General features: G+C 31.9%; 25 protein-coding genes. 12 read left to right on the plus strand and 13 right to left on the minus strand.

Features of this window, described 5'->3' with window-relative positions:
- Positions 1 to 48 precede the first annotated feature (48 nt).
- Complete coding sequence (locus ACKGJY_RS09885) at positions 49 to 459, plus strand: DUF4293 domain-containing protein (protein ID WP_413973718.1); 411 nt, start codon at positions 49 to 51, stop codon at positions 457 to 459.
- 158 nt (positions 460 to 617) lie between these two features.
- Here the strand turns inward: ACKGJY_RS09885 and ACKGJY_RS09890 are convergent, their stop codons facing one another.
- On the minus strand, positions 618 to 1,046 hold the full coding sequence (locus tag ACKGJY_RS09890; protein WP_413973719.1) for an FKBP-type peptidyl-prolyl cis-trans isomerase: 429 nt from the start codon (positions 1,044 to 1,046) through the stop codon (positions 618 to 620).
- A gap of 301 nt (positions 1,047 to 1,347) precedes the next feature.
- Positions 1,348 to 1,842, minus strand: a complete 495-nt coding sequence (locus ACKGJY_RS09895; protein ID WP_413973720.1) for a metallophosphoesterase family protein — start codon at positions 1,840 to 1,842, stop codon at positions 1,348 to 1,350.
- Positions 1,843 to 2,161: 319 nt separating this feature from the next.
- Here ACKGJY_RS09895 and ACKGJY_RS09900 point away from each other — a divergent pair, with 319 nt between their 5' ends.
- The 3 genes from ACKGJY_RS09900 (at position 2,162) to ACKGJY_RS09910 (ending at position 6,412) form a co-directional block, all read left to right on the plus strand.
- Positions 2,162 to 2,383, plus strand: coding sequence for a PLD nuclease N-terminal domain-containing protein (locus ACKGJY_RS09900; protein ID WP_413973721.1), 222 nt, complete (start codon positions 2,162 to 2,164; stop codon positions 2,381 to 2,383).
- A gap of 623 nt (positions 2,384 to 3,006) precedes the next feature.
- The gene (locus ACKGJY_RS09905) at positions 3,007 to 5,535 is read left to right on the plus strand and encodes a hypothetical protein (RefSeq protein WP_413973722.1); all 2,529 of its coding nucleotides are present in this window, start codon (positions 3,007 to 3,009) and stop codon (positions 5,533 to 5,535) included.
- A gap of 652 nt (positions 5,536 to 6,187) precedes the next feature.
- The gene (locus ACKGJY_RS09910; protein ID WP_413973723.1) at positions 6,188 to 6,412 is read left to right on the plus strand and encodes a hypothetical protein; all 225 of its coding nucleotides are present in this window, start codon (positions 6,188 to 6,190) and stop codon (positions 6,410 to 6,412) included.
- Between the two features lie 10 nt (positions 6,413 to 6,422).
- On the opposite strand, the gene ACKGJY_RS09915 is transcribed toward ACKGJY_RS09910, so the two are convergent.
- Positions 6,423 to 7,034: a DEAD/DEAH box helicase gene (locus ACKGJY_RS09915; protein ID WP_413973724.1), complete on the minus strand. Its 612-nt coding sequence runs from the start codon at positions 7,032 to 7,034 to the stop codon at positions 6,423 to 6,425.
- 579 nt (positions 7,035 to 7,613) lie between these two features.
- Here ACKGJY_RS09915 and truA point away from each other — a divergent pair.
- Together truA and ACKGJY_RS09925 are read left to right on the plus strand one after the other, a co-directional pair.
- Complete coding sequence (truA, locus tag ACKGJY_RS09920; protein ID WP_413973725.1) at positions 7,614 to 8,357, plus strand: tRNA pseudouridine(38-40) synthase TruA; 744 nt, start codon at positions 7,614 to 7,616, stop codon at positions 8,355 to 8,357.
- A complete protein-coding gene (locus ACKGJY_RS09925) occupies positions 8,358 to 10,127 on the plus strand; it encodes an ABC transporter ATP-binding protein (protein WP_413973726.1) in 1,770 nt (589 codons plus the stop codon).
- A 3-nt stretch (positions 10,128 to 10,130) separates the two neighbouring features.
- Here ACKGJY_RS09925 and ACKGJY_RS09930 read toward each other — a convergent pair whose 3' ends face one another.
- The 10 genes from ACKGJY_RS09930 to folP form a co-directional block, all read right to left on the minus strand.
- A complete protein-coding gene (locus tag ACKGJY_RS09930; RefSeq protein ID WP_413973727.1) occupies positions 10,131 to 12,983 on the minus strand; it encodes a CHAT domain-containing protein in 2,853 nt (950 codons plus the stop codon).
- 4 nt (positions 12,984 to 12,987) lie between these two features.
- Positions 12,988 to 13,728: a tetratricopeptide repeat protein gene (locus ACKGJY_RS09935; RefSeq protein ID WP_413973728.1), complete on the minus strand. Its 741-nt coding sequence runs from the start codon at positions 13,726 to 13,728 to the stop codon at positions 12,988 to 12,990.
- 16 nt (positions 13,729 to 13,744) lie between these two features.
- Positions 13,745 to 14,338: an RNA polymerase sigma factor gene (locus tag ACKGJY_RS09940; RefSeq protein WP_413973729.1), complete on the minus strand. Its 594-nt coding sequence runs from the start codon at positions 14,336 to 14,338 to the stop codon at positions 13,745 to 13,747.
- Positions 14,339 to 14,395: 57 nt separating this feature from the next.
- Complete coding sequence (locus ACKGJY_RS09945; protein WP_413973730.1) at positions 14,396 to 14,572, minus strand: hypothetical protein; 177 nt, start codon at positions 14,570 to 14,572, stop codon at positions 14,396 to 14,398.
- Positions 14,573 to 14,819: 247 nt separating this feature from the next.
- The gene (locus ACKGJY_RS09950; protein WP_413973731.1) at positions 14,820 to 15,611 is read right to left on the minus strand and encodes a DUF3667 domain-containing protein; all 792 of its coding nucleotides are present in this window, start codon (positions 15,609 to 15,611) and stop codon (positions 14,820 to 14,822) included.
- Between the two features lie 3 nt (positions 15,612 to 15,614).
- Entirely contained in the window at positions 15,615 to 16,406 is a 792-nt protein-coding gene (locus ACKGJY_RS09955) for a DUF3667 domain-containing protein (RefSeq protein WP_413973732.1), read from the minus strand.
- Positions 16,406 to 17,191 carry a diadenylate cyclase gene (locus ACKGJY_RS09960; RefSeq protein ID WP_413973733.1) on the minus strand — a complete coding sequence of 262 codons (786 nt, stop codon included), beginning with the start codon at positions 17,189 to 17,191 and terminating at the stop codon, positions 16,406 to 16,408. Before ACKGJY_RS09960 ends, ACKGJY_RS09955 begins: the two co-directional genes overlap by 1 nt.
- Before the next feature lie 36 nt (positions 17,192 to 17,227).
- Complete coding sequence (locus ACKGJY_RS09965; protein WP_413973734.1) at positions 17,228 to 17,914, minus strand: hypothetical protein; 687 nt, start codon at positions 17,912 to 17,914, stop codon at positions 17,228 to 17,230.
- A gap of 135 nt (positions 17,915 to 18,049) precedes the next feature.
- The gene (locus tag ACKGJY_RS09970; protein WP_413973735.1) at positions 18,050 to 18,448 is read right to left on the minus strand and encodes an endonuclease domain-containing protein; all 399 of its coding nucleotides are present in this window, start codon (positions 18,446 to 18,448) and stop codon (positions 18,050 to 18,052) included.
- Positions 18,449 to 18,594: 146 nt separating this feature from the next.
- Positions 18,595 to 19,422: a dihydropteroate synthase gene (folP, locus tag ACKGJY_RS09975; protein WP_413973736.1), complete on the minus strand. Its 828-nt coding sequence runs from the start codon at positions 19,420 to 19,422 to the stop codon at positions 18,595 to 18,597.
- Positions 19,423 to 19,540: 118 nt separating this feature from the next.
- Here folP and ACKGJY_RS09980 point away from each other — a divergent pair, with 118 nt between their 5' ends.
- The 6 genes from ACKGJY_RS09980 (at position 19,541) to prmA (ending at position 24,939) form a co-directional block, all read left to right on the plus strand.
- Complete coding sequence (locus ACKGJY_RS09980; protein WP_413973737.1) at positions 19,541 to 20,080, plus strand: DUF1599 domain-containing protein; 540 nt, start codon at positions 19,541 to 19,543, stop codon at positions 20,078 to 20,080.
- 87 nt (positions 20,081 to 20,167) lie between these two features.
- Entirely contained in the window at positions 20,168 to 21,346 is a 1,179-nt protein-coding gene (locus ACKGJY_RS09985) for a BT_3928 family protein (RefSeq protein ID WP_413973738.1), read from the plus strand.
- 222 nt (positions 21,347 to 21,568) lie between these two features.
- A complete protein-coding gene (locus tag ACKGJY_RS09990; RefSeq protein WP_413973758.1) occupies positions 21,569 to 22,645 on the plus strand; it encodes an ABC transporter permease in 1,077 nt (358 codons plus the stop codon).
- 8 nt (positions 22,646 to 22,653) lie between these two features.
- The gene (locus ACKGJY_RS09995; RefSeq protein ID WP_413973739.1) at positions 22,654 to 23,142 is read left to right on the plus strand and encodes a TlpA family protein disulfide reductase; all 489 of its coding nucleotides are present in this window, start codon (positions 22,654 to 22,656) and stop codon (positions 23,140 to 23,142) included.
- Positions 23,143 to 23,210: 68 nt separating this feature from the next.
- Complete coding sequence (gene tpiA, locus ACKGJY_RS10000; RefSeq protein ID WP_413973740.1) at positions 23,211 to 23,963, plus strand: triose-phosphate isomerase; 753 nt, start codon at positions 23,211 to 23,213, stop codon at positions 23,961 to 23,963.
- Positions 23,964 to 24,105: 142 nt separating this feature from the next.
- Positions 24,106 to 24,939, plus strand: coding sequence for a 50S ribosomal protein L11 methyltransferase (gene prmA / locus ACKGJY_RS10005; protein ID WP_413973741.1), 834 nt, complete (start codon positions 24,106 to 24,108; stop codon positions 24,937 to 24,939).
- The last annotated feature ends 20 nt before the right edge of the window (positions 24,940 to 24,959 follow it).

Consider the following 24,959-nt stretch of genomic DNA (forward strand, 5'->3'; position numbering starts at 1 on the left):
AAATTATAAAGAAACTACTATTTTTGCTTTCAAGAATTAATAATAACCATGTTACAACGCATTCAAAGCATATACTTACTATTAGCAGCAGGCAACGCGCTAGGGCTAATATTTGTATTTCATTTATGGATTACAAATGAAGGCGAAACCGTTTTTGCTTTAGATCAGTTACCTTATTTTGGGGCTTTTGTAGCATCAGGCGTATTATCAATTATCACTATATTTTTATTTAAAAACAGGAAGCTTCAGTTTGTACTGGGGCGACTTAACATCATATTAAACTTTTTTTTACTAGGATTTTTCGTGTATCTATCGCTAAATATATCTGGAGAAACAGTAGTTTCAGAGAAAGGTATTGGGATGTTTCTTCCTATAATTTCTATCGTGTTTTTGGCCTTGGCCAATAAAGCCATTAAAAAGGATGAAGATCTTGTAAAATCTGTAGACCGATTACGTTAAACCTAACATCTTAGTAGTATTAGTGCGTAAGCCCAAGGTGAAGATCTTGGGCTTTTTTTGTGGCCTTTTTCTATCCCTAAATGAGAGAAAACACTAAAAACTTTTATGAAGTATCACTTGTTTTATTTGGGCGTCTCCCTGGTAAGGGACGGTATTTTCTATTTTATTTCTATAAGCTCTAAATCAAAAACTAAATCCTGTCCAGCTAGCGGATGATTTGCATCCACAACAATATGGTCTTCCTTAACTTCAGCAACTCTAAACTGTATCTCTCTACCATCTTCACCTTTAGATGCTAATCCCATTCCTACTTCAGGTGTCATCTCTGGTGGTAGTTGTTCCTTTTTAACATCATAAAATAGTTCTTTTTTAACGTCACCGTAAGCCTCGGCTACAGGAATATTAATCGTTTTTTTCTCATTAATTGCCATAGCAATAATACCTTTCTCAAAACCAGGAATCAACATACCCTGTCCAAGCGTTACTTCTAGTGGTTCGCGCTCTAGCGAACTGTCAAAAACCTGACCATTACTTAATTTACCTGTATAATGTACTTTAACTGTATCATTCTCTTTTACTACACTCATGTTATATATATTTACTAATTTTAATCATGCAAAATTACAACTAATCTATAGAAAGCGCATACTTTTTTAGATGTTTAAAAGCCTTCTTTAATCTCTCTATAGGAAGGAAGCACTTAAACTTTTAATAATCTTTTTTTTTGCGTTACCCTATTGGGTCGGGCTTTTCGCTATATCTTTTTAAAGCGTCATTGCGAGGACGAAGTACGTGGTAATCTCATTAATGCTGTTAAGGATTCGTCTTTTTGTTGTTTAAGATTACTTTCTCGTACCTTCTCGTAATAACGTCTTAATAACAAAGTATTTATCGTTTCTCAAATTCAATAACCTCTAAATTATCAATTTTTTTACCATCAATGGTAAAACGCAACATGGTTCTAGTTTTATGAAACCCATGTTTACCCACCGCACCGGGATTCATATGGATAAGGCTCAACTTTTTATCTGGCATAACTTTTAATATATGCGAATGTCCGCAGATAAATAACCGCGGCGGATTTTGTTTTATGGCTTCCACAACACGCGCATTGTATTTTGGCGGATAACCCCCAATATGCGTCATCCATACATCAACACCTTCACACATAAAACGATTGTTTTCTGGGAATTCAGTTCGTATTTCGGCATTATCAATATTACCATAAACACCACGTAAGGGTTTCAATGCTTTGATGGCATCGGTAACCTTTAAATTGCCAATATCACCAGCATGCCACACCTCATCGGCTTGTTTTACGTATTTTAAAACGGCATCATCTATATAACTATGGGTATCTGAAAGTAGGAGTATTTTGGTCATTATAATTAAAATCTTAGACTTTTTATTTAAAAGCTATTTATTAATACAAAAAGTTATACGTAAATTAAACCTTAATTAAATATAATTTCTTTTTTTTTAGCTTAAAATAATTATGAGTTAAAATACTTAAAAGCGCACTAAACTAATCTTATCTATGCATATAAACAACACCAAGCTAGTTTTTAAAAAATACATTGTAGTTACAGCATTACTTTGTTTATCTAACAATATATTTGGACAAATTGAGTTTGAAGATGTCTAAATTTAAAATAACTCTAAATTAAATACATCAAAAATTATTAACTAACATCAAATTCTAATGAAGACAATAATTACCAATTTTTCTTTAGGACTTCTTATTTGGCAAGCATTAATGCTCGTTTCAATTGGGCTTTGGATATATTCTTTAATTGATATTTTAAAACATAAATTTGAACAAAATGACAAAATTGTTTGGGTTTTAGTTGTTTTATTTCTCCCTATTTTAGGTTCAATGTTATATTTATTTATGGGTAAGAATAAAAAATTAAAATTGAATTAAAACCTAAGTTTATATAAGAAGTCAACCAAATAAATATAAACGGCTAATTGTTTTAGAGATTTAAGTATTTATTAGAACTCTGTAGCGGTTGTAAAACTAAGTTTACCTTAATTATAGCTGCTATTTTTATTATTTAAACTAATAAAAAAAACTTTATAGAGTCTCATGTAATTATAGTATCTTAATAAATAAACCAATGTAATAAAATTAAATTTATTATCATGTGTAGCGCAAAGGCACAAAGCATACCTTTTAAAGAACCACAATGCTGCATGGTTAAAGCACCTAGTATATAAAAAAATATTAAAGAAAGAACGAGTTAGTTAATCATTTTAATATCAAAAATTATATACTTAAATAAACAACTACATTTTAGATTTAATAACTTTTAAGCTTAAAAAACTAAATATTTATCCTCTAGAAAAATATGTGCTTACCTGCTCATTAGAAGTTGTTTTCTCTTTTTTAATTAATTTATCAAATTGACCTATTAAAAAAATCATCCATCTTAGTTTAACATATTGTTAAAGTTCATTGAAATGGAAATTTATTTTTGAATTCTTGATGACATTCTCCCTTTTTTTTGATGTACTATAAAATCTCAATAATTTAAAAGTATATTTATGAAAACCACATTGAAAATATTGAATCTTGCAATTGTATCATTTATGTTAATCATCAGTTGCACTAAATCGGATGACTCTAATATTAAAGATGAAGAACAAGAAAACCCAAAAGATTCCATAGAAGTAACTGAAATAGATGTTCAGGTTCTCTTACCAAACGAGTCAACTATTGATATTTCTACAGCAAAATTAATATCACTTTCTGAAGAGTTTGATGTTTTTTCAGATGGAAGCTCTAAGGTATTATTAAATGCTGATGGTAGAGTTTTAACACTTCTAACTAATAGTAATGATGAAATTATTTTAATGGGTTTCATAACTGAATCCAATACGCAAATCTCTATAAAATCTACAATTGAAGTTTCTTTTTACCTTGCTTTAGGTACTGTTTTTTTACCAGAGGAGGTTAAACAACAATACTTCGATGAATTTGATACGTTTCCTGGTTTAGATGAAATTATAACTACAACAACCTCAAAATTTATAGAAAACTCAGCATATTTTGAGTCAACAGAATTTTCATTACTAATAGAACAAAAATTAAATGAACTAACCGATAATAAAACTACTATTAATACTAATACAAATAAAGGAATATCTGCCGATGGTAAAGATATTAGAAGTGGCATACAACTTAGAGAGGATGATATATTTTCCTTCTCCTTAATAAATTCATATAGAAGGCGTAGCCACGGTTTTATTTATAAGACTGAAATTACACCTGAAGACGGTAATGTGCAAACATTAATTAGTAGTATTTCTACTGAAAACCCAGCACCTTTTAAAGATGTTGAAATTAAATCTACTCAAGCCATTAGAGAGGTATTAGGAGTAATTGCAGATTTTGGGTCGGGAACTGGTTTAAATTTTGCTAAAACTGAAGCTGGCCCTAATACTTTAGAAATAATGGACGGCGAAGAAGAGGTGTTATACAAATGTAGAGTTATTGGAACGGCAATAGGAGAAATTAATAATGGGACTTTAAGTAATCTTGAAAAAGAAAAATTAGACGAACTTATTTACCGAACGCTTGCTTTTGAAGTAGTTTTACCAGTTTTTCTAGATGCAGCAGGACATTCTAAACTTTTACAAGGCCTTGATGAAACTAAATTTGAACTGTTTGCTGCACAAGTACAAATTATAGCATCTTCCATACCCGCAGCAGAAGACGCTATAAAACAAGGTGATTATAAAACTGCATTGACAGAAGTTTTAAAATCATATTATAATAATGCCTTAGGAGCCCAGGCAACAGATTTACTAAGTGCTTTATTTGAAGGAATAGTTGCAGCTGGTGTTCAAGTCAACACTGATTACTTTGTTCAAAATTCTGCTAATGCATCAAAAATAACTAATGGTGTTGCTAAGTTTCTTAATCGAGCTGATATTTTTTTAAAGTTTGTAGATTACGGACGCATTCTTTATGCAAATACCAATTCTAATTATTTAGAAGAATGGGATGTTATAGCTTCAAATAACAAAGTATCTATAACACCAGAAGAAACCATTGCTATTCAAGGAGAAGAGAAAACTTTTAAAGCAATAATTAAAGATGGAGATTTAGCAGCGGGACAATCGTATGAGTATAGATGGTCTACCTCTGGTAACTACGGTGTTTTAAGAAACGAGTTAGGTAAAGAAGGCACTTCTTTCACGAGTTCAAGAGAAGAAGTTACCTATTTTAGTAGCAATACAATAGAATTACCAGAAGAAGCTCAAGATGAAATTTCTGTAGAAGTTTTCATTAAAGAAGGACAAAACCTTATACGAGTAAATGATGCCAATGCAGTTGTAAATGTAAAACCCCTAGGTTTTGAAATTAGGCCAGATGGTATTACCATACAAGGAGGTAATCAATTAACCTTAAATCTTAGACGTACTGATCAAACCAACCCGATAGAAAACTCAACCCAAGATTATCGCATAGTTTGGGATACACCAGCTGAATTTGGTCTTTTTAATGGCAGCGCAAGTAACATTACCAAAATAAATGATAATGAAATAGTTTACGAAGCCTTAGAAAAAGAACGCGATGGTACTGAACAAATAACAGCAAGTATTTATGCAAGAAGAAAAGGAACTTCAGATGAGTACGCCTTTGTAGATAAAATTTCTGCTAGCATTGAAATAAAAAACGACCCCAATTGTGAAATTTCTTATGAGTCCTTAGTACCTGTAGTTAGATTCCCAGAAGTCCCAAGATCCCAATGTGAAACCACAGCCTACTCTGGCAGAGTATTTATTTACGTACCGTATGACGAAAATGCAACAAGTTATAATGTAGAATGGACCGAGACCTACACTGGCTGGAACAACACCTACTTTGATAACAGGAGAAATAACCTTAGTTGGACCAATGAAAGCTTTGATACTGCTATAATTACCAAAGATGGTAACGTGTTCGAGGTATATTCTGGATTGGGAAATGGCATCTCTTGTGCCAGACCAAGTGCATTTCTAAATCAACTTATCGAAAGGCTTAATTCAACCTCTGGCTTTGCAACGGTAACCATTTGCTATGATTAACATGAACCTTAAAAAAATAAATTTGAGCAGTTACTGTTTTATATATAATTGAAATTCTGTAAATTCCTTGTACTTTCAATAGTATGGGGAATTCACAAACACAAACCAATCAGGAACTCATTTTGAGTTTTAAAATAAATGATACTGCCCCTAAAGTTCGAGCTAGTTTGTTAAAGTGAAAGCTAATGCTCGTTTTTAACGAGTGGTAGAAAAGATTATCATAACCTGTTGTGCATTTTGTGTTAAAGTAAATAAATTAATGTCAGTTCGAGTGATTTTTTAATCAAAAAATTGCACCGAGAACCAATTCATATATAAAAATCCTTATTCTCGATACAATTTCGACAAAAAAATCATTTTTTCAAAATAAACAACGGATTATCATAATGTAAAGCAATAGTATGATTATATAGAGTAGCTTTATGTTATGCTGATTTATAGAATTGCTTAGCAAGCGAACGTTAGTAACTAGTTCCTACAAAGAAATAATTTACAATGACATTTCAAAAAAGATTAAGAGGAGAATTTATCCTATGAAGATTATACTAAGCCTCTCGATTAAATTCCTAAAACTTCTATGCTATTAATATAAATGTAAAAATACAATATAAACTCTCACAATTATAGTACCTTACGATAACAAATCAATGTTATGAAATTAAATTTAGTATCGTGTGATGCACAACGGCCAGATAAGAGAGCAATTGCAAATTGTATCATGGAGATTTCGTTACATATTGATGCATCATTATCATATGAACTTACTGAAATACTTTTAGAAGGAGACGCTGTGGATATTGAGGTAGCGGATAAAAACTCTGGTTCTGCTTTAAGAGCGTTACGTAAATTGGCTATAGATTATGAAATTGTAGAATAAACCTTAATTTTTAAAGTTTTACTACTTGTGCATTATACATAAAGGTATCCTGCCAACGCTCAAAGCGTTTATCAAATTTCTCAGCAAAAACCAAATATTGGCATTTGCTTATACTTTCGGGAGTTCTAGTAACTTCAGCAAGGTTATTGTTACCAAATAAAAATTCAGCATCTTCAATAATGCATAGTTGGAGCTTATTCAAATTAATGCCGTTTAAAAAAAATATCTTGTTTAATCGTTTTGGAGTGGCAATAACAATGTCTGTTCCTTCATAAATTTCATCCCTCTGCGTGTCTATTGGTTTTTCATCATAAGCACAATATACACGCAAATCGTTTCCTTTTTTAAACGCATTAAACTCCAATTCTAAATCTAAAGCAGCTTGTTTGTTTTTTACAAAAATTAATGCTCTTGGTGCGTCCTCAAAAGCTGTACCTTTTAATTTTTGAATTACACTAATTACGATACTAGTAGTCTTGCCAGATCCTTTTGGGGCAATAACAAACATACTAGCACCACCTTTAATTTTAGATAGTATTTTTTTTTGAAGCGGTAAAGGCGTGTTAAAGCCTTTATGTTCTAAAATTGCTTTTAAAGGTGTTATGAGTTTTTTAAACGGCATAGTATAAGTCCTGAATTTGTGACAAATATAGTTTAAAAGAAAAGAGATGTTTATAGTAAATATTTAAGATATTGAAATACATGATTTTGTGTTTTTATTTATGTTGATAAAATACTATTAACGGCATTTGATACAAACGAGTGCTAGCAACTAAGATGAAATTTATAGCATTGATTTTGGTAAACTATACTAGTTGTTTTGTTTAAACCATAAACTAGCAAATACACCCGCGTTAGGGATTGAACGGCATGTTTGAAATACTTTTTAAAACTTTTGCAAATAAACAAAATCTGTTTTAAGGATGAGATTGCTTCACTGCGTTCGCAATCACGTTTGGGCAATGACGTTTTAAAAAGATTGAGTAGTGAAAGCCCGACCCGACCTTAGGAGGGTAACCTGCCTGCGATACCGCAGGTAGGCAGGCGCCCACTTCTGGATACAATTCCTCATGATTCGGAATTACTTGAAGTGATAAATTTCTATTCACTTTAATACTTTTAATATTTAATTAAGATTAGCCTTTATGGCGACTGCACAAATCTCTCTATCTTTGCTGCTTGATAAAAGCATTACCACAAGTTGCGATATTTTATAGAATTGAGTTATAACGGTACCGCCTACCATGGGTGGCAAATTCAGCCTAAAGCCATAACGGTTCAGGAGGTTTTGGAGGATGCGCTCTCTACAGTGCTTAATGAAAAAGTTGGGGTGATGGGCGCTGGTAGAACAGATGCGGGCGTACATGCAAAACAGATGTTTGCTCATTTTGATACTGGAGCGACGTTTACAGAAGCAGATTTGGTGTATAAACTAAATTCGTTTTTGCCGTTTAATATTGCCGTAGCGGACGTTTTTAAGGTTCAGCCAGAAGCACATGCACGGTTTGATGCTATTAGGCGCAGCTATTTGTACCGTGTGGGGTTTAAGAAAAACGTGTTTACACACCGCAATACATATTTGTTAAAGCAACCGCTAGATATCGAGAAGATGAATGCGGCAGCCAAAATTTTATTTGAGTATAAGGATTTTCAATGCTTTTCGAAAACACATACGGATGTAAAAACGTATTATTGTGATATTATGAAGGCAAAATGGTTTTTACGTGACGATGAGCTCCATTTTACCATTACTGCCAACCGTTTTTTACGAAATATGGTGCGTGCCATTGTAGGTACAATGATTAATGTAGGATTGGGTAAAATTTCACTGGAGGATTTTCATGCCATTATAACATCTAAAAATAGGAGTGAAGCGGGATTTTCAGTTCCTGCTCATGGGTTGTATTTAACCGAGGTGGCCTACCCCGAAACGATAAAATTATAAATGACGAAGAAAAAGGAACAACTATTTGATGTAACGCTGTTTAAACGCTTATTTAAATTTATAAGACCATATAAGATTACATTTGCCATTGTTTTTGTTTCTGTAATACTTATTGCAGGCTTGGGTGTTGCTACACCCTATTTGTTGCAACAGGCTATTGATGAAAACTTAACCAACAAAGTTGCTGAAGGCTTTTTGTGGTTCGTGTTAATCATGGTAGGCTTATTGTTTTTAGAATTTTTGTTTCAGCTCGTGTTCATATTTTATTCAGGTTGGTTAGGTCAGCATGTAGTAAAGGATGTTAGAGTGAAGTTGTTTAATCACTTGCTTCGTTTTAAAATGACCTATTATGATAACTCTTCAGTTGGGGTATTGATAACACGTTCGGTCACGGATATGGAGCGTATTGCTGATATTTTTGGTCAAGGACTGTTTCAGATATTTAAGGATTTATTGACGATGATAGTGGTTTCTGGGGCCATGTTTTATATGAACTGGAAACTTACTTTAATTGTATTTGGCATGTTACCGATTGTACTTTACGCTACACGCTTATTTCAAAAATATATGAAAAAGGCGTTTGAGGAAGTGCGTACTGAAGTGTCTAACCTAAATTCTTTTGTGCAAGAGCGTTTAACGGGAATGAAAATTTTACAGTTGTTCGCTAGAGAGGATATTGAAAATGAAAAGTTTAGACAAATTAACGAACGCCATAAAAAAGGCTGGCTAAAAACCATTTGGTATAACTCCATTTTCTTTCCTATTGCAGAATTGTCATCGTCTATTACCATTGGTCTGGTAGTGTATTTTGGCGGTTTGGGTAACGCGTTAAGCGATACGGCATCTCAAGGTGTTTTAGTGGCGTTTATTATGTTTATTCCAAAGTTATTTAGACCATTACGACAAATAGCAGATAAATTTAATACCCTACAAATGGGTATGGTAGCGGCCACAAGAGTATTTAAAGTACTGGATACCACCTCTCAAATTGATGACCATGGTACACATGAAGCAGAACATTTTAAAGGTGATATTGCCTTTAAAAATGTATGGTTTAATTATGTAGAAGACGAACCTGTACTAAAAGGTATTTCTTTTGATGTAAAAGCTGGACAAACCATAGCTATTGTTGGCGCAACGGGTGCTGGAAAATCTACGATTATTAATTTGCTAAATCGTTTTTATGAAATTGAAGATGGTACAGTATGTATTGATTGTATTGCTATTAACGATGTAACCTTAACTTCATTACGCACGCAAATTGCTGTTGTACTGCAAGATGTATTTTTATTTGCAGATACTATTATGAATAATATTACTTTAAACAATCCAGAAATTACTGAAAAACAGGTTGTTGAAGCGGCAAAATCTATTGGTGTACATGAGTTTATCAACACTTTACCCAATGGGTACCATTATAATGTTAAGGAGCGTGGTGTTATGTTGTCTTCTGGTCAGCGCCAGTTAATATCATTTTTAAGAGCTTATGTTACCAACCCAAGTATTTTGGTTTTAGATGAAGCGACTTCGTCTGTGGATTCTTATTCTGAACAACTTATCCAGAATGCTACCGATAAAATTACAAAAGGTAGAACATCTATTGTGATTGCGCACCGTTTAGCAACCATTAAAAAAGCAGACAAAATTTTAGTAATGGATGCTGGTGAAATTGTGGAGCAAGGAACGCATGATGAACTTCTTGAAAAAGAAAATGGGTATTACAGGAATTTGTATGAAGTACAGTTTTTAAATGACAAGGAGGTGGCTTAAGTTCTACTTTTGTTTGAATTTGAAAAATAATAGGAGAACTAACAAAATACCAACAATTAACAAAATCCATTTCCAGTGGTTTGTTTGTGAGATACTAATAGGACTTGCATCGCCCATTAAGACTAAACCTGCCCAAAATTTTGGAGCCACCGTTCTGCCTTCAGTATTACTAATATAATTTAGTTTTGCCAGTCTTAAAGCTTTATCTTTTGGTTTTCCATCATTTATGTTTTTATAAAATGATTCTATGATTTCTGATGTGGAACGTTCGTCTACCTTCCATAAACTTGTTAAAATACTTTCGCTCCCAGCATAGTTAAAAGCATGTGCAAGAGAGATCATGCCTTCACCGGCTTGATAACCAGGTTTTCCTGTTTCACAAGCCGTTAAGATGGCTAAATTAGCGTTTAAACTTGTGTCGTATATTTCATAAGCGTATAAAGAGCCATCTTCATTTTTATCGGTTACGTTTTTGGCAAAAAGTAGCCTTGAGAGTTCTGGATTTATATTGTTTGATTCGGCGTGTGTTCCTATGTGTATAATTTTGTGCTCACTAGCGTTTTGTTTAAAAATGTGTTCTGTTGAGTTTTCATTTAAAAAATAATCACCATCAAAAAGGCTCGCGTAAGCTTTGGCTAAATCTACATTAAAGGGTTGTTGTAATAACTTTAAATAGGTTCGATCTAGGTTTATGGAATCAGTTATTGCCAATTTATAATCCGCTTTCATTTTATCATTAAACTCAGGAGCAAAAGCAATGAAGCTATTTTTGTAATCGTTTTTACTTTTAGATTGTTCTAATAAATATAAACTATAATTATAAGATATATTATATTTTGCTAAAAGGCTTTTTGTATCTAGCTCTTTAAAAGAGTCAATTTTAATCGGCGTTAGCGTTTCAAAACTGATGTTATATAAATCTCCATCGGGTATGATGATGACGTTTTCGGTGGTAATTTCAGTTTCAAAAGGTTTCCATAAATTTTTATATAAATCGAAAAGTAAGTCACTGGTTTGAGAAATGTGATATTGATTTTCTAATAATTGGGCTATTTTAACCTTAGCGCCTTCAAAATCTAATGGCATAATCTTTTTTACCTCATTATTCATAATTAAGACTTGAAGCTTTTTGTCAATAAAGAAATAGCGAACAATAGAGGTATTGTCAGGAATTGTTTTTTGTAAATCTCCTAATGATTCAAAAAGCGTCGCATAACGCATTTTATAATATTTAGGATGTGATTGTTTTAAAGAGTCTAAAAATTGATCTCTTTTGTTATTAGCCTCAATAAAATCCTTTATTTTTGTTGAGCTAGACAGTACGCTATCTATATTTTGTTTAAGTTGATCCTCGCGTTGAATTATTTTTCGATCGATATTAAAACGTGCTAAATCTTTAAGATTTAATCTTGATCTAACCCGATTATAAATGCTAGATTCATGAATGTTCATTATAGCATCAAGATGCGCTTCATCTTTCGTTTTTTCATATAAATCAAGATGTAGTTTCTTTCTAAAATCAATTAACTTTGTATTATCTGTTAATAAAACCTCCAAGTCTCCTTGGGATTTAATAATACTTTTTTTGGTTTCTAATACGGTGATTGCTTTTTCTGTTTCTTTTATTTGATGTTCAAGAAATGAAGTACTTTTGTTATCTTCAAGAAAGTATTTTGATTTTATGTTTACTAATAATGATTGCGGTTTTCTAGTTTCGTTTTGAATTGAATCTAACAAGGAAGTTAGTCTTAAATTATCTTCAGAAAAATACTCTAAAGCTTCATTGCTGTAGCGTAAAGCGTCTTTGTAATTTTTAAGCTGAAAATTAACTTGTGCTAAGTTTTGTGTTTGAAAAAAACGTAATAGTTTATTTTCAAATTCTTTTTTGTGTGTGTAATCATAGCCCTCTTTTGCTAGAGCTAGTGCTTTGTCTGGATGTCCAATTTTGCTATAAAATAAAGACATTTCGATAAGAGCATCTAGAAAACCAAACGTATACGGCATGTCGCTTTTTCTATATTCATCTTCTGTTTTTTCATAACTTATTCTAGCATTTTCCATATCTCCCATGTTTTCATATATGGAAGATCTGACAAGTAACGCATAAGATTTCCATGAGGGTAATTCATCTATTCTTGCTAGTCCATTGTCACTATGCATATCGGCTTTGTCATAATTCATTGCAATTAAATGTACATGGGCTAATATTAAATCTGATTTTGCCAAACTTAAATCATTTTTTGGGAGAAACTTTTGCTTCTGTTGATATGCATAATTCATCAAATCTAAAGAGCGTTGATTGTCTCCAATACCTCTGTAGAATCCTCCTAAATTTTCAATACATGCGTAAAGCCTTTTTCTAATTAATAAAACGTTGTCGGCATCAGTTTCATGGCTAATTGCTTTTTCAAGATCAGCAATAGCAAAGTTCATTTTATCAATAGAGGCCTTAGTTTTTCCTGAATTGAAGAGATTCAAGGATATAGAGTTTTTTAGATTCCCTTTTTCATGGAATTTATCAGAAAGTTTTTTTTGATTAGCAAATAAAAGCGCTTTCTCCAAATAATAGATAGAACTATCTAATCGCTGTGTATAAGCATTTATAAGTCCTAAATACTTTAAAGTTTTAAAGGCTAAGTCGAATTGCGTACTATCTTTTTCATTAATCTTATTTTTTAGAGTAAGTAATATTTCTTCAGCTTTAGGATATACTCTTTTTGAGTAAAATACTTTTGCTTTGTTAAAATTGATACTATCATTATAAGATAGTTGATTACTTTCTTGAGCGTTGATTTTTCCATAAAAAAGGAAACATAAAAAAACAAGTAAAGCATTTGATGGAAGAATTTTAGACATGGCGTTACTTTTTTAATTCTGAAATTATAGATTTACTTTTTTCTGAATTACTTTTTTCTAAATACTCAATCGCTAAATCTATGTTGTCCATTTTTAAATAAGATAACCCCAAATAAAAGTAAGCTTCATTTTTAAAGCTGCTCTCCGTGTTTCTTATAGTTGCTTTCAAATAATTTACAGCTTCATTCTCGTTTTTATTAGCTAAGTGCGCAACACCTAAAAAATAGTTAAGTGTGTCATTTTCTGGTTTATTTTGGAGCAAAGGGCGCCACTTTTTAATAGCCATGGTATATTTTTGCTTTTTGTAATCTACCATAGCATCATCAAAAATGTAATTGTCAGTTTCGCCCATATTAGTTTCTAAACCTCTATCTTCAACATAATACTTATCAAATAAAGCTTGATTTGATTTTGGTTGATTAAAAAACCACACACTGCCTATCAAAATAGCAATAGATGCCGCGATTGATAAGTGTTTAAAGTTCAGTTTGAATACCTTTTTATCTGTATATTGCTCTGATTTTTTTTCTTTGAGTTCCTCATGAAAACCATCTACTTTGTTCTTAAAAATAGCTTTTCTAACACCAAAAAGCATCGCGCCTATGTCTTTTACTTGTTGTTTTAAAACAGGATTATCTTTTAATTTTTCTTCAAAAGCATCGCGTTTTTCAGTAGGCATGGTATTTTTTAAGTACCGTTCTATAGTTTCTAAAAGTTCTTGCGATATGGGATTGCTATGTTCCAATTTATTAGGGGTTTAATTAAGGGTTTTTCACTAGTGATCTTAATTTTTCTAAACAGCGGTATTTTTTATTTTTCGCTGAAGCTTCTGTGATATTAATTATTTTTGAAATGTCTCTAAGCGATTTTTTATCATAATAAAAAAAGGATAATAGTTTTTTGCAAGCGTCTCCTAATGTTTCAAAAGCATCAACTACTTTATCTATTTTATTATCATTTTCTTCATTAAGTATATCGGTTTCAAAAGTGTTTTTATCGGTTAACGTTTGTATTTGTAAATGATCCTCAAATGAATTCGTTTTTCTATATCTCGCAGAATTTAAATGATTTAACCATTTATTTTTTGCTATGGTATATAAATAGCCGTTAAGGGCAGATTCATTTTTTGGTACAAATTTATTGTCTTGAACGTTCTCCCAAACCGTAACAAAAGCTTCTTGAAATATGTCTTTTGCTTCTTCACTAGAACCGCTATTTTTTACAATATAATGTTCGGTTTTGCGAAAATTTTCTTTGTATAAATTTTTAAGTACTTGCTCATCGTTCGCTTTAATAGAATCAATTAGTAATTGCTGACTTGAGAAGCCTTTTTTTAGTGTATTTCTCTCTGGCATAAGTTGTTAATAGCGGTAGAAAGATACACTTTTTTTGTTAAAATTTATGACATTTTTTTATTCTATTGTTACTGTTAGTTGTACGTCAGTTTTTATAACTAGCACATCATTTAAGATATCGTTATAGTTAGGTTGGTTACCATGAGACATACAATTACTATTTTCATGGCTTGCATTTATTATATGTTTAAGAGGTTGCACATTATTACATAAAGTGAACATTAAAAATGTCATCAAGATTTTTTTTTATTTTTTTAAATGATTGTTTTACTATTACATACTAGCTATTGTAAATAAGCTACGTGGTTTGTTTAGGGTTTTATGTTGGCAGACTGACCATGCGTTAGGGATTGTAGTGGAAAGCCAACAGCCCGACGCAGGAGGAGCGAGGACTTGTAGCGTAAAGCCCGACCTTTTTAGGTAACGCCCAAATAATGATATTTAAAACACAGACTATAATTGCCATTTGTAGCATGTAGAATTAATGTTTTTTAGGCACAAAATCTTGTACTGATATTTCACCAGTTAACATTAGTATAACTACTGTTAGCATTGAAACTCCCATATAACAGATAAGAAAGAATAGCAGATATAGCGGAATTTTCCAAAACAACGATTTTATGCTGTCGTTAGAATTACGATATGCCACATAAATACAGAATAAAACCATGACTAATGAATATAATAGGGCATAATCTATATAGAATTGTGGATTTATTATTAGTGTGATTACAGAGTAAACCGATGATATTATACTAAAAGCTGTTATTCCATAAATTGAAATAATCATGTGTTCTGCAAAATTGTAATTCTTTTTATTGAAGAATATAAAACTAGAAAATGCTAGAAGCGGAATGTAGGCTAAAAACAGTACTGAGCTATACTCCATGGTTGAGGCTATAATTTTTTTTTTACCCTCGCCTCCAGTACTTGTTTGTACGTAACTAACACTTCCAAAATCAATACTTTCCCAAGCAATTTTTTTCATTAAAAAAAGCGTGAGTCCAGACAGTGTTAATGTAATGGCTAACATGCTCACGGGGTTTAAATATTTTTTTCTTAAACCATCAATATATCCGCCACAAACACTTTCTGGCTTTAAAAGCATGTGCTTTATGGTTGTAATAAAGGTATTATCTAAGTTAAAGTAACGCTCTAGAAAATCATAAATTAAACTTTTATTGGTAATTCTTTGTCTCACCACTTTGCCACCACAATCTGGACAAAAGCTATAATCTGTTCTTAAAGTGTTATTACAGTTTTTGCAATTCATAATTTAACTATTAAATTTAATTATGACGCCTATAAGTACTAGAACAAAAAATAAGATAGTGAAAATGACACCATATACAAACCCAATTAATAGGAATCGGGCAAAACTGTCTAGTAGGCTAATTTTAAAAACGCGATGTAATATGTAGAATAAATATGCAAATGTAAAAACACTAACAAATAGCGAAATGGTTAAATAATCTCCACCACAAACCAAAAATAGAATACTTAATACGGCACTTACAATAATAATTTGAGCAGAGTAGTATAGGTTAAGTACTATATGTTCGGTAAAATTATAACGTTTATCACCAACCAAAAAATAGGCAATCCATGTAGAAAATGCAGATACTGGCACGCTTAATACATAAATAACACTTTGGTAGTTATTTATGGCACTATAGTCCATATTCTCTGGCGAGAAGGGATTGTTTTTCTGGGTAGAAAGCTCTTTTATAGAGTCTCCATATAAATTACTTAGATCCATAGCATCCTTAAAAAAGGTATTCATTAAAAACACTTGGATACCTACAAGTGTTAATGAGATTGCAAAATATTGAATAACATCTACGTATTTTTTACGTGTACCTTCTATGTAGCTTACAATAACCTCTTCTGGTTTGGTAAATAAGTAAACTAGAGTTTTTAATAGTTTATTATCAAGGTTGAAGAAGTAAAGATTAATCTCTGACCAAATATTTTTAAAGTTTAGCCTGTTTCTAATTATTTTGGCGCCACACTTAGAACAATAATTTTGGTGAGATTGTAATTGTATGTCGCAGTTTTTACAGTGCATTACGCTAAATCTTTCTTAATCATTTTTATAAGTTCTGTTGTATCCTCAAACACTACAAATTCCCCATCTGTAAAATAGGATATGTGTCCGGTTTCCTCACTAACGGCAAGTGCTAAGGCATCAGTTTTTTCGGTAACGCCTATTGCAGCTTTATGGCGTAAACCAAAACGTTGGGGGATACTCTTTTCATTATTTACGGGTAGTACGACACGTGTGGCTTTTACAATATTATTGCTTATGATAATGGCGCCATCGTGTAACGGACTGTTTTTAAAGAAGATACTTTCTATAATAGGTTGGGTAACCTTTATATTCATTTCATCGCCAGATTCTGCTAAAAAATCTAAATTATTATTGCGTTCTAAAACGATTAGTGCTCCAGTTTTAGACATGCTCATTTTATTACATGCCGAAATGATAGCATCCACATCAGTTTCGATAGTGCCTTCGGTTTTTAAGAACTTTAGCTGTTTTAAAAATTTACGTCGCCTATTAAAATTAGTAGAACCTACCATGAGTAAAAACTTCCTTATTTCTGGTTGAAATACAACGATAAGTGCAATAATACCAACGCGCATAAAACCACCAAAAATACCCGAAAGGAGTTCCATGTTTAGAAATTCAGTAAGTTTCCAAACCCCATAAATAATGATAATACCAATAAAAATATTTATAGCAACAGTACCTTTTACAAGTTTATAAAGGTAATAGAGTAGAAGTGCCACAAGAACAACATCTAAGTAATCTATAAAACGGAGGTTTAAAATGTCATCAAAGATGTTCAATAGCTGATAGGTTTTTGTAAATTTAAGAAATTGTGGTTAATAAATAAATTCGTTTTTAGATATCTCAATATTTTCTAAGGTTAGTGATAAAAGTTCTGATTTAATTAGAATATAATCTTGAAACGATATTTCTTTTTTTAAATCAATGATGACTTTAACTACTTGTTTTTGTTTTTTTAATTCTTTAATTAGAACATTTTTAAAATCAGAAATATTGGAAGTATGAAAATCAATTTCTTTAGATGGTAGAATTAAATCTACTCTCTCAGGTGAAATGACGTTTATATATAATTTTTTGGTAAAATCTAATTGAGATATTTTAGCAAAATAACTTCCGGAAAGCTCTTCATGAAAATTTACATCCGTAAACTCCAAAAACCCCAAATTATTCCTAATCAAATCATGACAGGTAAAGTAGTTCTTAGCTTTTTCATTTTTATGGCTAGAAGATGTTTTTTTGTCTTGAAGAAATTTAATGTGAGGAATAACCTGTCTTAAAGTTAAACGTTTATCTACATTTATCAACCAATTTGTGGTGCTAATCAAGTTTTTTCGGTTTAGCAAAACACTATCAGGTTGTGTTTCATCATAAAACAAATACGCAGCAGACACATCTTGCAATTCAGTAATACTAGCCTTTTCAATTTGTGGTAATTGTAGTTCTTTTTCGTTTCCGCAGGAAAAGATAAAGACAGTAATAAAAATGAATAAAATATTTTTCATGATTAATTAGTAGTTATGTTTTGGTCTTAACACACCCCTTAATCCCCTCTTAATAGAGGGGAAACTGTTGTGGTTGTTTTTTGTGATATTTCATTTTCATTATAACAATATCTTTTTAGAGTATGAGTGTCCCTACTAATAAGGAGGGAGTAAGGGAGGTGTAAAACCATTATCTTCAAATCTAAAAATATAATCTTCAATTGCCCTGATAACATTATCAATATCATTCATTATTTGATGGTCAGAAAATCTCAACACATGAATATTTAATTCATTTAATCTTGTGGTTTTCTTTACGTCTTTTTCATGTACTTCCAGTATTTCATGTGAATACCCATCGCATTCAATGGCTAATTCCAGTTTATTACAAAAGAAATCAACAATATATTCATCTATTGGTTTCTGTCTATGAAAATCGTAACCATACATTTGTTTTCTTCGCAAATAAGTCCAAAGTTTTATTTCTGACTTTGTAGAGTTGTTTCTAAGTTGTCTAGCTAATTCTTTTAATTGCGAATTGTAGTAGATTTTCATACTTTATCTATAACACACCCCTTAATCCCCTCTTAAATAGGAGGGAAACTGTTGCGATTATTTTTTCTAATATTTCATTTTAATAATATATTTTTTTAAGAGCAAGAGTGTCCCTCCTAAAAAGGAGGGATTAAGGGAGGTGTTTTTTAAGATTTATTTAGTTTATCATACAATTTAACACACTCCACAGCCTCTTTAACATCATGTACACGCAAAATAGAAGCACCTTTTTGCAAGCCAATTGTATTTAAAACAGTAGTACCATTTAAAGCTTCTTTGGCAGAAGTTTCCAAAGTTTTATAAATCATAGATTTTCTTGAAACCCCAACAAGCAATGGCTTTTCAATCATTTTAAATAATTCCAACGTATTTAAAATTTCAAAATTTTGCTCTAAAGTTTTAGCAAATCCAAAGCCAGGATCTATAATAACATCAATAATACCTAAATCTCGGGCTGCTTTAATTCTTTCAGAAAAATATAATAAAATATCCTTTACCAAATTGTCGTAGTCTGTTAAACTTTTCATGTTTTGCGGTGTACCTCGCATGTGCATCATAATATAAGGCACTTGCAATTCAGCAATTGTTGGTAGCATAATATCATCTAATTTCCCTGCCGAAATATCATTAATTAAAGCAGCACCAGCTTCAATACACTGTTTCGCAATAGTACTTCTAAAGGTATCAATAGAAAGTAAAGCTTTAGGAAAATGCTTTAAGATAAGATTTACAATTGGTAGAATGCGTTGTAATTCTTCATTTTCACAAACATGATCTGCATTTGGTCGAGAACTATACGCACCAACATCAACAAATGTGGCACCTTCATTTAGCATTTGTTCTACTTGTTTTAAAATTGAAGTTTCGTCTTTATATTTTCCGCCATCGTAAAACGAATCTGGTGTTACGTTTAAAACACCCATCACTTTAGGTGTAGTTAAATCAATAAGTTGGCCTTTACAATTTATCGTCATTACTAGGTTTTCTGTAGTGTTTGTATTTGGTTTAAAACTTTAAACTTTAAACTCTAAACTTTGACATTATAATAATTTATGCGAAATTTACGGAAAATAGATATTGAACACATAATTTATGCAAGATACTTCTAAACAATATAATGCGGTAATTGATAGCTGTAAAAGTTTATTTGAAAAGAAAATGAGCGATTATGGTAGTGCGTGGCGTATTTTAAGATTACCATCACTAACAGATCAAATTTTTATAAAAGCACAACGTATTAGAGGTTTGCAACAAAACGCTGTTCAAAAAGTTGATGAAGGACAAGAAAGTGAGTTTATAGGCATAATTAATTATTGTATTATGGCGTTAATTCAGTTAGAAAAGGGTGTGGTAGAACAACCTGATATGTCTACAGAAACATCTTTAGAGTTGTATGAAAAGCATATTTCTATCACAAAAAAATTAATGGAAGATAAAAATCATGATTATGGTGAAGCATGGCGTGATATGCGCGTAAGTAGTTTAACAGATTTAATTTTGCAGAAATTATTACGCGTTAAGCAAATTGAAGATAACCAAGGCAAAACCTTGGTGAGTGAAGGTATTGATGCAAATTATCAAGATATGATAAACTATGCGGTTTTTGCGATGATTCATTTATCTAAAAAATAGCTGTTATTCCTGCGAAGACAGGAATCCGAAAAAAAATATAGAAAAGTTAAAAATATAGATTCCTAACTTCGCAGAAATGATAAAAGTATGAAAGCATTAGTAGCAATAAGTAGAATATTAGTAGGCATATTATTCATCTTTTCAGGGTTTATAAAATTGAACGACCCTATTGGTTTTTCGTATAAACTACAAGAGTATTTTAGTCCAGATGTATTAAATATTCCGTTTTTAGAGCCTTATGCGTTATTAATTTCGGTATTTGTTGTGGTGTTTGAAGTGGTTTTAGGCGTGTTTTTACTAATAGGTTATAAACCTAAATTCACAGTTTGGAGTTTATTACTCATGATTGTATTCTTTACGTTTTTAACCTTTTATGCTGCGTATTTTGAGAAAGTTAAAGATTGTGGCTGTTTTGGAGATTTTATAAAGCTAAAACCATGGGAGACGTTCTGGAAAGATGTGGCACTCCTTGTATTAATTTTAATTTTATTCTTTGGTGTTAAGTACATAAAACCAGTGTTTGGTAAATTACAAACAACCATACTAGCATTACTAGGTTTTATTGTGAGTTTATGGTTTGGGTATCATGTATTGATGCACTTACCATATATCGATTTTAGAGCTTATGCTATTGGAAAAAATATAAAAGAAGGTATGACAATACCAGAAGATGCACCGGCGCCAGTACAGTTATATAGTTGGAAATTTAATGTAAATGGCGAAGAACAGATAATAACTACTAATGGAGCTTATCCTGATGTTGACGGAGAATTTATTGGCGTTGAAACACAAGTTATACAAGAGGGCTACATACCACCAGTAGTCGATTTTTCAATAGAAAGTGAGGATGAAGATTTAACAACACATTACTTAAATCAAGAAAACTTAATTGTTGTAGTGTCGTACAGTCTTGAAAAAATAGAACGCGACGGCGTTTTAAAATTAAAAGCATTACAAGATGAAGCCAGAAGAAATAATTATCAAATTATTGGGTTGACAGCATCTGGAAACGATGCGAAAAAACGAATAAGCGAAGCCTATAATATCGATTTTGAGTGGTATTTATGTGATGAAAAAGCATTAAAAACTGTTGTGCGATCAAACCCTGGAATTTTAGAATTAGATAAAGGCACTGTAAAACAAAAAGTGCATTGGAATGATATTGAGGATTTGGAGTTGCCAGAAGTAGAGAAAAGACCAGAACCCAAGGAATTAGAAGAGGCAGTAGCATATTTTGTAAATGGGAAGTTTCAACCAAAGAACTAGTTGAAGCTTTAGATACTAATCTGATAGAAAGTGTTAATGTTATAAAAGATACAATCCAATTGAAGGAATTGAATACTCAAAATAATACCTTTTATACTGGAATTATTGAGGTAAAGCTTAAAAATGAATAATTTTCAACTAACAACTAACAACTAACAACTAACAACTAACAACTAACAACTAACAACTAACAACTAACAACTAACAACTAACAACTAACAACTGATAAACTATCTCCTAAATAAAGCCCTTTACGCGCTACTCACATTATTCGGAGTAGTAACGGTTATTTTCTTTTTATTTAACATACTACCCGGTGATCCCGCTCAAATGATGATGGGGCAAAATGAGGATAGCGAACAACTAGCCAAAGTAAAAGCAAAATATGGCTTTGATAAACCTGTTTTAACACAGTACGCCTATTATATCAATGATGTATCACCATTATCATTTCATTCCAAAAACAAAGAAGATTATACATATTTAGCCGAAAATAAATACGCAGCAGCCAAACTATTTTCCATAAGAAATACAACCACCGTTTTAAAGTTTCCATATCTACGAGAATCTTTCACAAAACAGGGTAAAAAAGTGACACAAGTTTTAGGCGAAACACTACCAAATACATTTGTATTGGCAGTTTCTGCAATACTAATTGCCATAATTTTAGGAGTAGCTTTAGGTATTGTTTCTGCATTATTTAAAGACAAATGGTTAGATAAAACCATACAAGTTTTAAGCACATTTGGTATGAGTGTACCCTCGTTTTTTAGTGCCATTTTATTTGCATGGTTTTTTGGTTACGTATTGCACAAATACACTAATTTGGAGATGACAGGTAGCCTTTACGAGCTAGATGATTTTGGAGAAGCTATGCACATTAAGTGGAAAAATCTCATTTTACCCGCTATTGTTTTAGGTATTCGTCCGCTAGCCGTTGTTATACAACTCATGAGAAATTCGTTGTTAGAAGTATTTAATCAAGATTATATAAGAACAGCGAGAGCTAAGGGTTTAAGTGAGTTTCAAATTATAAAACGTCACGCTGTTAAAAACGCATTAAATCCTGTGGTTACAGCAATATCAGGGTGGTTTGCCTCTATGTTAGCAGGCGCAGTTTTTGTAGAATTTATTTTTGGGTGGAATGGCCTTGGTAAAGAGATTGTTAACTCTCTAAACACACTAGATTTACCAGTAATAATGGGAGCAGTTTTAGTAATTGCAACGTTATTTGTAATTATAAATATTATAGTCGACTTAATTTATGTTTGGTTAGATCCAAAAGTTAAATTACAATAAAACAAAATATGAAACAGATATTATATTCATTATTAATAACGCTAGGGTTTTACAGTTGTGGGGAAGACCCAGTGCAGTTTAATACAGCAGCATTAAACGACACTTTAGTTAATTTAGAAGGAGATAACGTATCTCTAAAATCTATTTTAGAGCAACACCAAGGCAAAAATATAGTGATAGATATTTGGGCATCTTGGTGTCCAGATTGTATCAAAGGTATGTCAAAAGTAACGGCACTTCAAAATAAGTATCCAGAAGCAGTGTATTTGTTTTTTTCCTTAGATAGGGGAGTACCCGCTTGGAAACGTGGTATAAAAAAGTACAATGTAGTAGGTGAACATTATTTCTTGCCAAAAGGAAAAAAATCACCATTTGGTAGTTTTGTAAACATAAGTTGGATTCCAAGATATATGGCTATTAATAAAGCTGGCGAAATCGTTGTATTTAATGTTATTGAGGCTGATGATAAAAAGTTGATTGAAGCTCTAAAAAATTAAGTATTTTTGTATTAAATAAAGCAATTCTAAACTATATATCTTCTTTAAAAGAAGTTTAAATTAATCTTATGAGAAAACACATCGTAGCAGGAAACTGGAAAATGAATAATGATTTGGCTGAGACCGAGACATTAATTACAGCACTTAAAAGTAAAACAAAAACAACAGATGCTGAGGTTATGATAGCTCCAGCGTTTACAAATTTGTGGCAAGCGTATCAAACATTAAAGGATAACGATGTAATTGAAGTAATTGCACAAAATATGCATGCTGCTACTAACGGTGCTTACACAGGCGAAATAAGTGCAGATATGTTAAAAAGTATCGGTGTAAATACAGTAATACTTGGCCATAGCGAGCGTCGCGAATATTTTAAAGAAACCGATGCATCACTTGCTAAAAAAGTAGATGCAGCTTTAGCTAAAGATATGCGTGTAATTTTCTGTTTTGGCGAAGAATTAGCCGATAGAAAATCAGGAAATGAAGAAAATATTGTTGGCAGTCAGATTAAAAATGCATTATTTCATTTGGATGCTTCAGCATTTAAAAATATCGTTTTAGCCTACGAGCCTGTTTGGGCAATTGGTACAGGTGAAACTGCTTCACCAGAGCAAGCACAAGACATGCATGCATTTATTAGAAAAACTCTAGCAGACCAATACGGCTATGAAATCGCAAATGAAGTTTCTATACTTTACGGCGGAAGTGTGAAACCAGCCAATGCAAAAGAAATTTTTGGAAAGCCAGATGTGGATGGCGGACTTATTGGTGGTGCCTCACTAAAGGCTGAAGATTTCTTTGCTATTGTAAACGCATTTTAAGCATAAAAAATAATTTGGGCGTTACCCACGCAAAAAAGCGTGGGTCGCGCTTTACGTTACAAGTCCTCGCTCCGTTCCTACGCTGTGGGCTATCCACTGCAATCGCTAACGCGGGTACACCCGCCAATAAATAGCTAAAACCATGTCCAATACCATCTACATAGGTTATTATTTCAAAGTGCAGCCTTTACAGCCTGGGGTAGAAATTTTAATTGCCGAATTAGGTTATGCAGGTTTTGAAAGTTTTGTAGAAACCGAAACAGGAGTAACAGCCTACGTTCAAAAAGAGGAATGGAGTGCAAGCATCTTAGATGATATCCAAATTTTGAATTCAGATGAATTTGAAATCACCTATACCTTTGAAGATATAGTGCAAACTAACTGGAATGCAGAGTGGGAAAAGAATTTTAATCCCATAATTGTAGATGAATTAGTTTCAGTTCGTGCTCCTTTTCACGAAAAGCCAAATACCAAATACGATATCATTATAGAACCAAAAATGAGTTTTGGTACAGGACATCATGAAACTACGCATATGATGATTCAACATATTTTAAAAAACAATTTTAAAGATAAAACTGTTTTAGATATGGGTTGTGGCACTGGTGTTTTAGCTATACTGTCAGAACTAAAAGGTGCAAAATCAATAGACGCGATAGATTATGATAACTGGTGCTACTTAAACAGTATTGAAAATGTAGAGCGCAATAATTGTGAGCATATTACAGTTATAGAAGGTGATGCTTCTGCTATAAAAAATAAGTACGATATTATAATAGTAAACATTAATCGTAATATTTTAATGCAGGATATGGCAATTTATACCATGCATTTAAATAAAGGTGGTGTTTTGTTTTTAAGCGGATTTTATGCTGAAGATATTCCAATGATTCAAAAAGAATGTGAAAAACATGTGTTAAAATTTGAAGAAAAATTGCAAAGGAATAATTGGGTATCATTAAAATTTTTAAATTAGTATAAAAATTGCGCTTTAAA

It is taken from the genome of Hyunsoonleella sp. 2307UL5-6, from assembly GCF_047345485.1.
GTDB lineage: Bacteria > Bacteroidota > Bacteroidia > Flavobacteriales > Flavobacteriaceae > Jejuia.